The sequence below is a fragment of the Cupriavidus sp. L7L genome, assembly GCF_004353535.1.
Lineage (GTDB): Bacteria > Pseudomonadota > Gammaproteobacteria > Burkholderiales > Burkholderiaceae > Cupriavidus > Cupriavidus oxalaticus_A.
Window position 1 is genome coordinate 68,348 of record NZ_SMNY01000003.1, and the last position, 14,318, is coordinate 82,665.

Annotated in this window: 14 protein-coding genes; 8 read left to right on the forward strand and 6 right to left on the reverse strand. The window is 65.4% G+C overall.

Annotated elements, in window-relative coordinates; genetic code table 11:
* Positions 1-3 precede the first annotated feature (3 nt).
* The 4 genes from E1J61_RS02315 to E1J61_RS02330 form a co-directional block, all read right to left on the reverse strand.
* On the reverse strand, positions 4-465 hold the full coding sequence (locus E1J61_RS02315; RefSeq protein WP_133092561.1) for a MaoC family dehydratase: 462 nt from the start codon (positions 463-465) through the stop codon (positions 4-6).
* A 26-nt stretch (positions 466-491) separates the two neighbouring features.
* Entirely contained in the window at positions 492-1,367 is an 876-nt protein-coding gene (locus tag E1J61_RS02320) for a CoA ester lyase (protein WP_133092562.1), read from the reverse strand.
* Positions 1,368-1,549: 182 nt separating this feature from the next.
* Complete coding sequence (locus E1J61_RS02325) at positions 1,550-2,020, reverse strand: MaoC family dehydratase (protein WP_133092563.1); 471 nt, start codon at positions 2,018-2,020, stop codon at positions 1,550-1,552.
* A 157-nt stretch (positions 2,021-2,177) separates the two neighbouring features.
* Positions 2,178-3,113 (reverse strand): LysR family transcriptional regulator, encoded by a 936-nt coding sequence (locus tag E1J61_RS02330; RefSeq protein ID WP_133092564.1) that lies wholly within the window; start codon positions 3,111-3,113, stop codon positions 2,178-2,180.
* A 178-nt stretch (positions 3,114-3,291) separates the two neighbouring features.
* Between E1J61_RS02330 and E1J61_RS38605 the strand changes: the two genes are divergently transcribed.
* From E1J61_RS38605 to E1J61_RS02345, 4 genes are all read left to right on the forward strand, one after another.
* Positions 3,292-3,420 carry a hypothetical protein gene (locus E1J61_RS38605; protein WP_256376120.1) on the forward strand — a complete coding sequence of 43 codons (129 nt, stop codon included), beginning with the start codon at positions 3,292-3,294 and terminating at the stop codon, positions 3,418-3,420.
* Between the two features lie 148 nt (positions 3,421-3,568).
* Complete coding sequence (locus tag E1J61_RS02335; protein ID WP_133092565.1) at positions 3,569-4,978, forward strand: MmgE/PrpD family protein; 1,410 nt, start codon at positions 3,569-3,571, stop codon at positions 4,976-4,978.
* 40 nt (positions 4,979-5,018) lie between these two features.
* Positions 5,019-6,317 (forward strand): MFS transporter, encoded by a 1,299-nt coding sequence (locus E1J61_RS02340; RefSeq protein WP_133092566.1) that lies wholly within the window; start codon positions 5,019-5,021, stop codon positions 6,315-6,317.
* A gap of 168 nt (positions 6,318-6,485) precedes the next feature.
* Positions 6,486-7,898, forward strand: a complete 1,413-nt coding sequence (locus E1J61_RS02345; protein WP_133092567.1) for an MmgE/PrpD family protein — start codon at positions 6,486-6,488, stop codon at positions 7,896-7,898.
* A gap of 116 nt (positions 7,899-8,014) precedes the next feature.
* On the opposite strand, the gene E1J61_RS02350 is transcribed toward E1J61_RS02345, so the two are convergent.
* Together E1J61_RS02350 and E1J61_RS02355 are read right to left on the reverse strand one after the other, a co-directional pair.
* Positions 8,015-8,995 (reverse strand): tripartite tricarboxylate transporter substrate binding protein, encoded by a 981-nt coding sequence (locus E1J61_RS02350; protein ID WP_133092568.1) that lies wholly within the window; start codon positions 8,993-8,995, stop codon positions 8,015-8,017.
* Entirely contained in the window at positions 8,992-10,152 is a 1,161-nt protein-coding gene (locus tag E1J61_RS02355) for a CaiB/BaiF CoA-transferase family protein (protein ID WP_133092966.1), read from the reverse strand. Before E1J61_RS02355 ends, E1J61_RS02350 begins: the two co-directional genes overlap by 4 nt.
* A 295-nt stretch (positions 10,153-10,447) precedes the next feature.
* Here E1J61_RS02355 and E1J61_RS02360 point away from each other — a divergent pair, with 295 nt between their 5' ends.
* From E1J61_RS02360 to E1J61_RS02375, 4 genes are all read left to right on the forward strand, one after another.
* Complete coding sequence (locus E1J61_RS02360; RefSeq protein ID WP_165971406.1) at positions 10,448-11,419, forward strand: tripartite tricarboxylate transporter substrate binding protein; 972 nt, start codon at positions 10,448-10,450, stop codon at positions 11,417-11,419.
* Positions 11,420-11,504: 85 nt separating this feature from the next.
* On the forward strand, positions 11,505-11,717 hold the full coding sequence (locus E1J61_RS02365; RefSeq protein ID WP_207951170.1) for a hypothetical protein: 213 nt from the start codon (positions 11,505-11,507) through the stop codon (positions 11,715-11,717).
* A gap of 68 nt (positions 11,718-11,785) precedes the next feature.
* Entirely contained in the window at positions 11,786-12,679 is an 894-nt protein-coding gene (locus E1J61_RS02370; protein WP_207951171.1) for an SMP-30/gluconolactonase/LRE family protein, read from the forward strand.
* Between the two features lie 97 nt (positions 12,680-12,776).
* Positions 12,777-14,282 carry an aldehyde dehydrogenase family protein gene (locus E1J61_RS02375; RefSeq protein ID WP_133092569.1) on the forward strand — a complete coding sequence of 502 codons (1,506 nt, stop codon included), beginning with the start codon at positions 12,777-12,779 and terminating at the stop codon, positions 14,280-14,282.
* Positions 14,283-14,318: the final 36 nt, after the last annotated feature.

The following is a 14,318-nucleotide window of genomic DNA, read 5'->3' on the forward strand; positions in this document are numbered from 1 at the left end:
AGATCAGGCCTTGTCGGCAGGGCGCAGCATCATCAGGCCGGTGCGCACGGCAGTGCAGACGATTTCATCGCGCTGATTTTTGGCAACATGCCTGAAGGTGACAATGCCGGAGTCCGTGCGGCTCTTGGAGATGCGGGTTTCGATGATCTCAGTCTCGACGCGGATGGTGTCACCGTGGAAGGTGGGCTTGGGAAAAGCAATCTCGCCAAAGCCGAGGTTGCCCAGTGTGGTACCCAGCGTCGTCTCGTACACCGTGATGCCGGCCACCAACGCCAGCAGGAACATGCTGTTGACCAGGCGCTGCCCGTAGAACGTATTCTTGCTGTATTCGGCGTCGATGTGCAGCGGTGCGCAGTTGTAGGTCATGGCCGAGAACAGGACGTTGTCGGTCTCGGTGACGGTGCGGCGGATGGCGTGCTCGATCACCATGCCGGGCTTGAATTCTTCGAAGTAAAGGCCTGCCATTTTTCTATCTCCTTGGGTGGTCGCTATCAGTTGCTGTACGATTGTGCGAGCTCGATGATTTCGCGCGCCGTCTTCACATGCGCGATGTCGATGTGCTCGCCGTCATAGATGCACGAGGCACGACCCTCGGCCTGGGCCTTTTCCAGCGCGTCGATCATGCCCTGGTAGAACGCCACTTCCTCCTCGGTGGGACTGTAGGTCTGGTTGACGATCTCGACGTTGGAGGGATGCAGCACCAACTCGCCGCTCATGCCCAGCTGGCGGTCGTTGGCGGACGAGACCTTGAGCCCTTCGAGGTCATGCACCTGCTGCCAGACTCCGCCGATGGGCAGCTTGCCCGCGGCGCGTGCGGCCATGACGATGCGCGACTTCAGGTACAAGGTCTCGCGCCCTTCGAGCGACCAGACGGTCTTGAGGGCACGGGCCACATCGGCGTTCTTGGCCGTGGCGCCGACGATGGCGGGCACGCGCTCGTGCTGGGCGATCTCGTAGGCGTATTGCAGCGAGCGGGCGGTCTCCAGCAGCGGGATCACGCGAGTGTGGCCCACCGGCAGGCCGGCGCGGTATTCGGCCTCGGCCAGCATGGACGAGACGGTATGAATGTCTTCGGGGCCGCAAGGCTTGGAAATCACGATGCCCTCGACCACCGGATGGACGATGGCCAGGATGTCTTCGAAGTCGTACAGATGCGCGCTGCGATTGATGCGCACCCAGATGCGCGGTTTCTGCCCGGCCAGCCAGTCCAGCCTGGACTTGACGACCTCACGCGCCTCGACCTTCTGGGCTGGCGGCACACTGTCCTCCAGATCCAGGATCAGCGCATCCGCTTTGGCTGCCACCGATTTCACGATCCAGTCTGGCTTGTTGCCCGGCACGAACATCATGGATCGTATCGGTTTCATGGCACTTACACTCATCTCGTCTCCTGGTAATGATTACAGCCTTACAACCGTTAGATAAACGGCAAAAAATTTTTTTGGGGGATCCCGTGACCTTGATGCTAGATGGGCCAGATGGTTTGACTCAAGTAGTGACTGACGAACCACCGATTCGCATTGCGCGAACCGGCGATGCACCGACGGCTTCAACCCGCCGGGTGGCGTCTCGGCAATCGTTGCAGGCAGCGAAACTTGGCCACCACCTCGTTGCGCTGGTTATAGGCGCGACGCTCCAGTTCGATCAGGCCGGCGTCGGGGCGCGCGGGGTCTTCGCGCTTGTCCAGCACCTCGCTCTCAACATGGATGGTGTCGCCGATGAAGACGGGCCGCGTGAAGCGCACGTCGCTGAAGGCAATGGTGCCCGGCACCAGGCCCCGTGCCAGTCCGGTCGCACCGACTCCGCATGCCAGCCCCAGCAGGAGGATGCTGTTGACGGCACGCATGCCATATGGCGCGGCTTCGGCATAGGCCTGGTCCACGTGCAATGGCTCCATGCCATAGGTCAGCGTGCTGAACAGGAGGCTATCGGCCTCCGAGATGGTCTTGCGGATGGCATGCCGGCAGGCGCTGCCGATGACGAAATCCTCGAAGTAGCGGCCGGTCGCGGCGTCTGACATGGGTGCATTCCCTTGAAAGGCGGGACTTGCATGTGCATGCCACGACGCAGCATCCCGTCACGCCTCAAGGGTAATCAGCAGGCGGCGAGGCGCCAAGTTGTGTTCCGCGACACGGCGATTCGCCAACCGCGATCCGGCATCCGGTATGCCGGTCGGCTCAGGATGACCCCGGCTCAGGCTGCTCGGTCAGCTGGCGGATCAGCGCGCGCGTCGCCGCCGTGACCGCCTTGCCGCGGCGCGTGCCGATGCGCACGCTGCGAGTCGTCCATGGTTCGGGGATCCGTAGCACAGTCGAGCGCGTGCTGGCCTCAAGCGAGACCATGCACTCCGGCAGGATGGTCACGCCAAGGCCCGCCTCAACCAGGCTGCGCGCCGCCTCGGGACCATTGATCGTGAACTTGGGATGCACCACCCGGCCGATCTCGCGCGCGGCGCGGTTGACATCGGACATCAGCGTGGTGTTCGGGTGCATGGCAATGAACGGCTCGCGGATCAGGTCGGCGAAGGCGACCTCGGGCTGCTCGCCCAGCGGGTGGCCATGCGGCACCAGCGCGACCAGGCGGTCGACGCGATACGGCAGGCTGTCCAGCGGCTCATCGTCGATATCCGGGCTGACGATATACACCGCCAGGTCGACATCCCCTGCCACCACCGAACGCACCAGGTTGGTATTGGCGTCCTGTTTCAGCTCGAGCTCGACCAGCGGGAAGTTGCGGGAGAATTCGCCGATCTCGCGTGCCAGGTACTGGATGATGACGGCGCCCGTGGTGCCCACGGTGACATGGCCACGAACGCCTTCGGAGAATTCGCCGAGTTCCCGGCGCATGTCCTCAAGGTTCTCGAACAGCTGGCGCAGATGGCGCGCCAGGACTTCGCCCGCCGCGCTCGGCGCCACGCCGCTGGGATTGCGCTCGAACAACTGCACGCCGGCAATATCTTCCAGATCCTGGATGCGCTTGGTTGCCGCGGAGGCGGCAATGTTCTCGCGAATGGCGGCGCGCCGGATCTGGCGCTCTTCCACCACCGTCAGGAACAGCCGCAGGGTGAACAGGTCGACCCGCCGGGTCAGGCCATGCACGCTCAGCGTGCTCATGGTGTCTCCTTCAGTGCTGGAACCGGTCTGTCGCCGGGTCAGGCGTCGCGCGCATGCTGCATGGCAGCATCGTGCTGCGTGCGCCGTGAATCGCACCGCGAGTATACCGTCATGTCAGGCGGACCTGCACGGCTGCCGCGGCCGTACAAGGTGGAGACATCCTGCAGGAATCTTGCGGATGTCGAAGACGCTAATCATCGGCCCGATGGTCGCGCCCTGGACCAGTACCGTGGCCAGGATCAGGTCCGTGCCCCGCATCGCCGGCGACGCAAGCGGCTGGTGCTTTCGATTTCCGGAACAGGCGTGACATGTGAATTGCCGGGGGCGGCATCCAGGACTCTAATCGTTCGCGGCGAGCGCCCGGACCCTTCATCGGCCAGCCACCCTGCCGTGGGCCGCCCCAGGATGAACTAGCGGGCGCCCTGTGATGGCCAACCCAACCCCAAGACCCTGCCATGACGAGATTTCCACGCCAGAATTCCGAAGACCCAATGGCCACCCTGTGCCGCATGGCACTGCAAACGCAGTACGAGGAGCTGCCGGCAGACGTGCTCCGGCATGCCAGGCATACGTTGCTGGATGCCATGGCCGTCACCATCGGCGGCTCGGCAATGGACGGCATACCGGCGATCGTCGAACTGGTGAAGGACAAAGGTGGCAAGCCGGAAACCATGCTGCCCTTTTATGGCGGCAAGGTCCCCGCCGCGGAGGCGGCACTGGCCATCGGGCCGATGCCGCGGGCCATGGATTGCGGCGATCTCCATGAAGAGGCCGGGCACGTCAGCGAGTACATTGTCGCCACCCTCCTGGCCGCGACGGGCCTGCGACAGAACGTGACGGGCAAGGAATTCCTCGCAGCGCTGGCAATCGGCCAGGAAATCCTGATCCGCCTGGGCTCGGCCTACAAGCTCATCAGCCGCGCGGTCAAGGCCAACGACTGTGGCGGCCACTATATCTTTGGCGCGGTCGCGGCGGCCGGCAAAATGCTGGGACTGACCCAGGAGCAGCTCGAGAACGCCCAGGGCATCGCGCGCACCATGACCCAGCCGCACACGATGGCCATCTACGCCCCCGCGACGCTGATGGTCCGCGTGCATCACGGGCTGGTGTGCCAGGCGGCGATCACCGCGTGCCAGCTGGCCTCGCGCGGCATCACCGGACCGCGCCAGCAGGTGCTGCTCGGCGCCAACGGCTACCTGAACACCGCCCACTGGGAAACCGAGCCCGAAGCACTGACGCGGGATCTCGGCGTGCGCTGGGAGCTGGCCAGGATCATCACCAAGGGCTACAGCGCCTGCTATTTCTCGCATTCCTCCATCGACGGCATCCGCGACCAGATGCGCAGCCACGACTTCGGCGCGGCCGACATCGCCAGCATCCAAATCGATGTCTCGACGCCTGGCTGGCGTGCGGTCTGCGAACCGACCGAAAAGAAATGGCATCCGCGCACCGTACCGGAATGCCAGTTCAGCCTGCCCTATGCCGTGGCCACCGCGGCGATCGACGACAAGGTGTTCCTGGATTCCTACACGGCCGAGGCCAGGGAGCGGGAGGACGTCCGCGAACTGATGACGCGGATCATCGCGTCGGAGGATCCATCCGTTTCCGACTGGGGCGCACGGCTGACCACCAGGCTGCGCGACGGCCGCGTGATCAGCAAGGAATATGTCCATGTGAAGGGCCATCCCGAGAACCCATTCAGCGAACAGGACTTCATCGACAAGTTCAGGCTATGCGTGCCCTATTCCGCGTACCCGTTGAGCGAAGAGATCGTCGACACGCTCATAAACGACATCCTGCACCTGGAACGGATCGACGACGTGGCGCAGGCCCTGCTCGCGCCGCTGACCCCCGCCGGAGCCTGAACGAACAGACATGGCGAAAACTACTGGAGACAACGTTCAAATGGAAACGCTCGAACAACGCGTCATGCCCAAGGTGTTCCGGCGCCTGGTCCCGTTCCTGATCCTCTGCTACTTCGTGTCCTTCCTGGACCGCGTCAATGTCGGCTTCGCAGCCTTGCAGATGAACAAGGACCTGGGCCTGAGCGCCACGGCTTTCGGCCTGGGGGCCGGCCTGTTCTTCCTGACCTACTTCCTCTTTGAGGTGCCCTCGAACCTGCTGCTGGTCCGCTTCGGGGCGCGCCGCTGGATCGCGCGGATCATGGTGACGTGGGGCCTGGTTTCGGCGGCGACCGCGTTCGTCACCGGGCCGACCAGCTTCTACATCGTGCGCCTGCTGCTTGGCCTGGCGGAAGCCGGGTTCTTCCCGGGCGTGGCCTATTTTCTGACCCTCTGGTTCCCCTCGGCCTACCGCGCGCGCGTGATGGGCTACCTGCTGGTCGCGGCGCCGATGTCCACCGTGATCGGGGCTCCGATTTCAGGCGTGCTGCTGAACCTGGAGGGCGTGATGGGCCTGCATGGCTGGCAATGGATGTTCATCCTGGAAGCGCTGCCCGCAGTCATCCTGGGGTTCATCGCGCTGAAACACCTGAAGGGCGAACCCGCGGATGCCGCCTGGCTGTCGGCGGACGAGCGCCGCTGGCTGTCCCAGCGCATGGCGGCCGAGGATCGTGAGCGTCGCGCCGAGAGCCACCTGTCGGTGGCGCAAGTGTTCTTCAACCCCCAGGTGTGGCTGCTGTCGACGATGGCCTTCGGCTTCTTCCTGACCATCTTCGGCGTGGGCTTCTTCCTGCCCCAGATCGTCAAGTCGTTTGGCCTGAGCAATGTGCAGACCGGTTTCGTGGCCGCGATCCCGTACGTGGTCGCTTCGCTGAGCATCGTGTTCTGGGCCAGGCGCTCGGACGCACGGAAGGAGCGCCGCCTGCATATCGCGGTGCCCGCTTTCATCGCCGGCGTCGCGCTGATCGCGGCGGCGCTGGCGGACGATTCGATCCTGAAAATGATTGCCTTCAGCGTGGCTGCCTTTGGCATCTTCGGCGCCCTGCCGGCGTTCTGGGCCATCAACACCACCCTGCTCTCCGGACCCGCGTCCGCCGCCGGCATTGCCTTCATCGGAGCGGTCGGCAACCTGGGCGGCTTCGCCGGGCCGTCGCTGCTCGGGCTGTCGAAAGACCTGACCGGAAGCTACGCCGGCGGGCTCGTGATCCTGGCCGCCGTGGCCTTCGTCGCAGCCGCCATCGCGCTGGGGGTCGGCAGGCGCAGCAACCCGTCCGGCATCGCCCTGACACCATCCGGCGAATAACCCGGCCAGCCCGGCCAGCCGGGGCGCGGCATCCGCTCATTGTACGGAACCGGAGCCCGCCTCGGATTGACACGCCCAATGCGGGCGAGGAATCTGGTCACCAGGCCAGTACACGTCGCTCATTGAACGGGCGATGCATCAACGACACTTTCCCCAGGGGACGCTTCAGTGACTACCACCCAACCCGATTCCAGTTCTCCGGCCAACTGCCCGCCCCTTGAGCAGGCAGTGGTTCGCCTGATCCGGAACCTGACCTTCGCCCAGCTCGACGCGCCGGCGCACGCCGGGGTGAGCCGGCTCATGCGCGACCAGCTGGCCCTGCAGATCGGCACCTCGCAGATGCCATGGTCGCACCAGGTACTGGCGTTCGCCACCGCCCAGCAACGCCCCGGCCGCAGCCACGTCGCCGCAAGCAAGGCCACCATGAGTGCCGCGGACGCCGCCTTCGTCAATGGCGCCTATGGCCATGGCTTCGAGTACGACGATGCGCACGGAGCCAGCGCCAGCCATCCCGGCAGCTGCGTGATTCCCGCGGCGCTCGCGATCGGCGAGGAATTGGGCTCGACCCTGGAGGAGGTCATCACCGCGATCGTGGCCGGCTACGAGGTCTACACCCGGATCGGCGTGCTGGCGGCGCCGGACCTGCTCAAGCGCGGCTATCACCCGCATGCCGTACTGTCCAGCTTCGGCGCCGCGGCAGTCTCGGCCAAGTTGCGCAAGTTCGATGCGGAAACCACCCTGCACGCGCTCTCCATCGCGCTGAGCCATGCGGCCGGCACTACCGAGTACACCTCCACCGGTGGCTCGGTCAAGCGCGTGCACGCCGGCATCGGGACGCGCAGCGGCATGGTCTCGGCCGACCTGGCGCAGGCCGGCATCACCGGGCCGCGCGCCTTCCTGAGCGGCAACAAGGGCTTCTTCCGCACCTTCCTGCAGCGTGGCCCGGGCGATCGGGCCGAGGAGCGGTTCCGCCTCGGCCAGCCGTTCGAGATCGGCACGGTCTGGCTCAAGGCGTACTGCGCCTGCTATTGCACCCATGCGTATATCGACGCAATCCGCCCGTTCGCGGCGCGGCGCGCCAGCATTGCTGACATCCAGGCCCGCATCCATCCCGCCTTCAACGTGGTCGTCGGCACCGCCAACGCCAATGCGTATGAGCCGAAGAACATCGAGCACGTCCAGTTCAGCCTGCCGACGCAGATGGCATTTGCCGTGCTCGGCATGGGCAATGGCTACAAGGTGCACCGCGACTACCTGGATGGCAAGCTCGACATGGACCCCGTGAAGGAACTGGCGCGTGGCATCGGCATTACCGAGGCGCCGGAACTCGAACAGCGCTACCCCGGCAAGTTCGTCGCCGATGTCACCGTGACCTTCCGCGATGGCACATCCGAGCACGTATTTGTGGAAGATCCGATCGGTTCCCAGGCGAATCCCATGTCGGAAGCCGAGCAGGACGCGAAATTCATGGAGCTGACGGTTGGCGTGCTTGGCGAAGACCGGGCGCAAACGCTGCTGGCTACGCTCAGGAAGATGGATCCGCGCATCAAGGCCGCAGACCTGATGGCCTTGACGCACTAGGCACCAGGGCAGGACGCGCGCCGATCGCGTGGTGTAGCCACCGGCGTTGTCCGGATAAGGCAAGCGAGCCGACCCTGGTCGGCTCGCTCTCTTCGTCGCAGACCCATCGGCCGGCTTCAGCCGGCCTTTGCCTTGGCCTGCGTCAGGGCTACCAGCTTTTTCCACCGTTCCAGTTCAGCCGGCGCACTGGCGCGAACCGCAGCGGCATCCGCGATATCGACCTCCAGGCCCTGCCCGATGCAGTAGGACTTGAACGCGGGCGTCGCCGCCGCCGCGGTCATGGCCCGGGACAGTTGCGTGACGATGGCAGGCGGCGTGCCCCGTGGCGCCATGACCCAGATCGGTGAGACCAGCTCATAGCCTTTCAGGCCGGCCTCGTCCATCGTCACGACACCCGGAAGCTGGCTCGAACGCTGCAGGCTGGTGACTGCCAGCACGCGCAATCGTCCCGCCTTGACCAGAGCCAGCGACGAGGCCACGCCCCCGAAGCCGACGTCGACCTGGCCGCTCGCCGTATCGACCGCCACCTGCGCCGGTCCCTTGTACGGCACGTGGGTCATCTCAATGCTGGCCATGCTGCTCATCAGCGCCGCCGCCATGTGCGACGTGGTGCCATTTCCCGAAGACCCGAAGGACACGCTCCCGGGCTTGCGCTTCGCCGCCGCGATAACCTCCTGGACCGTGCGGAACCGCGAATTGGCCGCGGTAGTCAGCAGCAGCGCCGACATGCCCAGCCGCGCGACTGGTTCGAAGTCCCTGACCGCATCGTATGGCGTCTTCTCGACCCACTGGTTCGAATAGTGCGCGGCGTACGTGCACAGCAGCGTGTAGCCGTCCGGTGCCGCCTTGGCCACGAAATCCGTGCCGATGATCCCGCTCGCGCCAAGGCGGTTCTCCACGACAAACGCAGAGCCCATGGCCTTCGTCAGCTCGGCGCTCATATAGCGCGCCACGACATCACTGCCCGAGCCGGGGCTGACGGGTACGATGATTCGCACCGGGTGGGAGGGATAGGCCTGGGCGAGCACCGAAGCCGGGAACGATGCCGGCATAGCCGCCAGCGCCGGCAGCGACTGAAGGAAGGTACGGCGCTTCATCTTTGCGTTGCTCCATTCTGGATGCGGCCGGCGGCCGCCAGGTTGTCAAGCTCCTCCCTGGACAGCCATTCAGCCAGTGCCAGGGCGGCATTCTCCGGGGTGGCCGCAGCCGGAGGAACCGGATCGGCGGCGCGCGTACGCGAAAAGCGCGGCGCCGGGCGCGGCTGCATCACGCCATCCACCTCGACGAAGGTGCCGCGTGCCTTCAGGTGCGGATGTTCAAAGGCCTCTTCCTGGTCGAGAACGGGCGCAAAGCACACGTCGCTGCCTTCGAGCAGTTCCGTCCACTGCGCACGGGTCCGCGTCTTGAACTGCGCAGCAAACACGCTGCGAGCGGCTGGCCAGTCAGCGCGGTCTGCCTGCTTACCCAGCGCGGAGGGATCCAGCGCCAGTCGTTCGAGCAGCTGCTGGTAGAACTTGGGCTCGATTGGGCCGATCGATATGTACTTGCCATCGGCGCATGCGTAGACATCGTAGAAAGGCGCGCCAGAATCCAGCAGGTTGGTGCCTCGCTCCGATCCGGTCAGGCCGGCCGCGCGCAGCCCGGTATGTACCGTCAGCAGCGACGCCACGCCATCGACAATTGCCGCGTCGACGACCTGACCCTTGCCGGAGGTACGCGCCTCCAGGATGGCGCTCACGATGCCGAGTGCGGCATAGACCGAGCCGCCGGCATAGTCGCCGACGACATTGAGCGGTACCGTCGGCGGCTCGCCCTCACGCCCGATCGCATTGAGCAGTCCGGTAATCGCGATGTAGTTGATATCGTGCCCCGCCGTCTGGGCCAGCGGGCCATCCTGGCCCCAGCCGGTCAGCCTGCCGTACACCAGCCTCGGATTGCGCGCGAGGCACGCATCAGGCCCCAATCCGAGCCGCTCGGTGACACCGGGACGAAATCCCTCGATCAGTGCGTCCGCCTTGTCGATCAGCGCGCGAACCAGTTCCAGCTCGGCCGGATCCTTCAGGTCGACCTGGATCGACTTCCGGTTGCGCAACACCAGATCAAACTGCAGCGGCCGTGACAGGCCCAGCCCCGATGGCTCTTTCCGGTCGACGCGGATGATCGTCGCGCCGAGGTCTGCCAGCAACATGGCGCAAAAGGGAGCCGGCCCGATGCCCGCCAGCTCCACGATGCGCACTCCAGCAAGTGGTCCCACGATTGTCTCCTGATAGCTATGTCCGGTGTCCGCGCGCCTGCAATCGGCGCGAGAGCGGCCCACGCAACCGGGGGTTCGATCCGCCTGATTCAGGCTCGCCAGCGCCCCCGCGCGTACTGCCGCCACCTACCGATCGTGCGCGCCCTCCCCCCGGAACTCAACTCGCCAGCCCATGCCGTTCCGTGCTTTGAGAGGCGGAACCTTTGCCAGCACTCAAAGCACGGAACGGTGCACCGGCGATGATTGCCCAGCCCACCGGCCGCGCCTATCTTCGAGGCATAAGAGAGGAGACATTATGTTCAGCAGAAGGCATTTCCTGAAATCACTGGCGTCACTAGGGGTTGTCGCCTGCGCGCCGTCAGCGTTTGCGCAGCAATATCCGTCGCGGCCGATTCGCATTGTCGTGCCAGCCTCCCCAGGCACGGCAGTCGACATTACCGCACGCTTTGTTGCCGAAGCACTGGCAAAGAACCTGAAAACCCCGGTCATGGTGGACAACCGTGCCGGCGCCGGCGGGCTCATCGGCACGGACGCCGTCGCCAAGGCTCCCGGGGACGGCTACACGCTGCTCTTCGCCGGTGTTCCCCACCTGACCACGCGGTGGTTTGCCAATGGCCCGGTCACGTTCGATCCAGTCAAGGACTTTGCGCCGGTTGCCAAGGTGAGCAGTTCCGCGCTGGGCATCGTGGTCAAGGCCGACTCGCCTTACAAGACCCTGGGCGACCTGGTCGCGGCGATGAAGCGCAAGCCGGGCGAGATCACCTATTCGTCCGGGGGAGCGGGCAGCACCTCTCATCTCTGTTCGGTGATGCTGAACGATCTGACGAATACACGCGCAAAGCATATCCCCTACAAGGGCAACGGCCCGGCCGTGACCGACGTCATTGCCGGCCAGGTGGATTTCACCTGCCAGGGGGCGCCCAGCGTGGTGCCGATGATCAAGGCGGGAAAGCTGCGCGGTCTCGCCGTTACGAGCGCCGGGCGGTGGGGTGAGATCCCGGACGTCCCGACCTCGGCGCAAGCGGGGGTTGCGGGCTACCAGGTCGCGTCGTGGATCGGCGCCCTCGCCCCCGTTGCGACGCCGGCCCCCATCGTCCAGCGCCTGTCCGACGAACTGGTGCGGATCGCCCAGTCGCCCGAGTTCAAGGCCTTCTGTGCGCGTCAGTCGATGTACGTCGATATCGCCGATCGCCGCCAGTTTCTCGCCGACTTGCCGAAGGAGGATGCGCACTGGAAGCGCATCGCGCAACTATCGAAGGAATCCTGAGTTCGCGGGGCTTCTTACTTTCCTAAATCGAAGTACGGGACAAACCGGGTCACGCTCTTGGCGCGGCTGGGCTGCGTCATGTGAAATGGTCGCCGACGTGTTCCGCGCGGTGAAGCGGCTCAATGCCGAGGGCATGACGATCCTACCGGTAGCACAGAACGCGCGCCTGGCGCCGGAAGCCGCGCACCGCGCTGCGGTGCTGGAACAGGGCCGCATCGTCAAGCAGGGCATCGCGGCAGATCTGGCCAACGACCCTGTTATCGCGGACCACTACATCGGCCAAGCGGCCGCAATCTGAAGCCGCCCCGCTCCAGCGCGAGCCGGGACCGACTGCCACCGGCGGCGCCTTCAACCAGAAGACGATTCATGAGAATAACGACTGTCCTGCTGGATGGCCTGACGCATACCGAGGGTGCCCGCTGGCACGACGGCCGCTTCTGGTTCAGCGACTTGTACACCTACCGCGTGTATTCGGCAAAAGAGGACGGCTCGGACCTGCGCACCGAACTGGAGGTGCCTGGCTGCCCATCCGGCACCGGCTGGTTGCCGGATGGACGGTTGCTGGCAGTGTCGATGCACGACCGCAAACTGCTGCGCCGCGAGCATGACGGCACGGTCGTGACGCACGCCGACCTCTCGCCCTACCTTGAGTTCGAACCGAATGACATGGTCGTGGACCGCAATGGCCGCGCCTGGGTGGGAAACCTGGGGTTCGACGTCATGAAGCTGGCACCGCGCCGCCCCGCGCGGCTGGTGCGCGTGGATCCGGACGGCGCCGTGACCGTGGTAAGCGAACCGCTGCATTTCCCGAACGGTTCGGTCGTGGTGGATGGCGGCCGCACGCTCGTGGTCGCTGAGTCGTTTGCCAACCGTATGTCGGCCTTCGAAATCCGGCCTGACGGCACGTTATCCGACCGCCGGGACTGGGCGCGCTTTGGCCCAGTGGCTGAGAATCCAGACCCGATCCAGGCGATGGCCGAGATCGTGGTAGCGCCCGACGGCATCGCGGAGGCTGACGCCGAGGGCGCGATCTGGGTGGCCGACTTTGTCAGGACGCGGGCGATCCGTGTCCTTCCGGGCGGGGAGATTGTCGACGAGGTCTCGACCGGCAATCTCAACTGCTATGCCTGCGCGCTGGGCGGCGAGGACGGGCGCACGCTGTTCCTGTGCGCCGCACCGGCCGAGTTCAATCCGCAGATCCGCAGGAACCATCCGCTGAGCCAGGTGTTGTCAACCCGGGTGGACGTACCCGTCGCCTGATGGCGTTGCATGGGCCGGTTCATGCAGGCATGCCAGGCACATCTACCAATGCGAATGCAGCCATCGCACGCTCGCTGCAGAAGACAAGGAGTTCAATATGGGAAACGAAACAGCCACCGCAACGGCCGGCAACGTCGACACCGGGCTGGCCGCGGCGCGGGCATGGATCAGCGCTGGACCGAAGCGCCTGCTCATTGGCGGGCAGTGGGTAGCGGCCGCATCCGGCAAGACCTTCGAGGTCATCAACCCGGCCACGGAAGCGCTGCTCTGCCATGTCGCCGAAGCCGATAGTGCCGACGTCGATGCGGCGGTGGCCGCGGCGCGCCACGCCTTCGACAAATCGTCCTGGGTCGGCATGTCGCCGCATGCGCGCACGCGCGCCTTGCTGCGCATCGCGGACCAGATCGACCGGCACGTGGATGAACTGGCCGCGATCGAGACCCTCGACAACGGCATGCCCTTGTGGTTCAGCACGGCCGTGGCCTCCACCGCGGCCGACATCTTCCGCTATTACGCCGGCTGGTGTTCGAAGATCCTGGGCAGCACGATCCCATCCGATGCGTCCGGCTTCGTCTATACCTTGCGCGAGCCCCTCGGCGTGTGCGGCCAGATCATCCCGTGGAACGTGCCGATCCTGATGGCCTCGATCAAGCTGGCTAACGCGCTGTGTTGCGGCAACACGTTGATCCTCAAGCCCGCCGAGCTGGCCTGTCTCACGTCCTTGCGGCTGGCCGAGCTGATCCAGGAGACAGATCTGCCGCCGGGCGTCATCAACGTGCTGCCCGGCTTCGGCGCCACGGCCGGGGCAGCACTGGCGCTGCACCCCGATGTCGACAAGATCGCCTTCACCGGCTCGACGGCGATCGGCAAGCAAATCGTGCAGGCCTCCACCTCGAACCTCAAGAAGGTGACGCTGGAACTCGGCGGCAAATCGCCCAACGTCATCTTCGCCGACGCGGATCTCGACAAGGCCGTCCAGGCTGCCGTCAAGACCTTCTGCGGCAATTCCGGCCAGGTGTGTTCGGCAGGCACCCGGCTGTTCGTCCACGAGAGCGTGCATGACGAGGTTTCGGAGCGCGTCGCCCGCCTGGCCGCCACCTACACCGTGGGCGACCCGCTGGCGCCAGACACCAAGCTCGGCCCGTTGATCTCGGCCAGACAGCGCGATCGGGTGCTGTCCTATATCGAGGCAGGCCAGGCGGGCGGTGCGTCGCTGCGCCTGGGCGGCTCGCAGTGGACTGGAGGCGGCTACTTCGTCGCGCCGACCGTGTTCGACGGCGTGACCAACGGCATGCGCATCGCACAGGAGGAAATTTTCGGCCCGGTCCTGTCGATCATCCCGTTCCGCGACGAAGACGACGCCGTCTTCAAGGGCAACGACACCTCCTACGGCCTCTCCGCGGCCGTGTGGACCCGCGACGTCGCGCGGGCGCACAAGGTGGCGCGCGCGCTGAAGGCCGGGCGTGTGTGGATCAACACCTATGGCGAGGCCGATCCCGCCATGCCGTTCGGCGGCTACAAGCAGTCCGGCTGGGGGCGCGAATTCGGGCAGGAGTCCATCGACGCCTACACGCAGGTCAAGGCCGTGATGCTGAGGACGTAAGTGGCCGGGGGCGCAAGCACCTCCTTTCACAAGAAT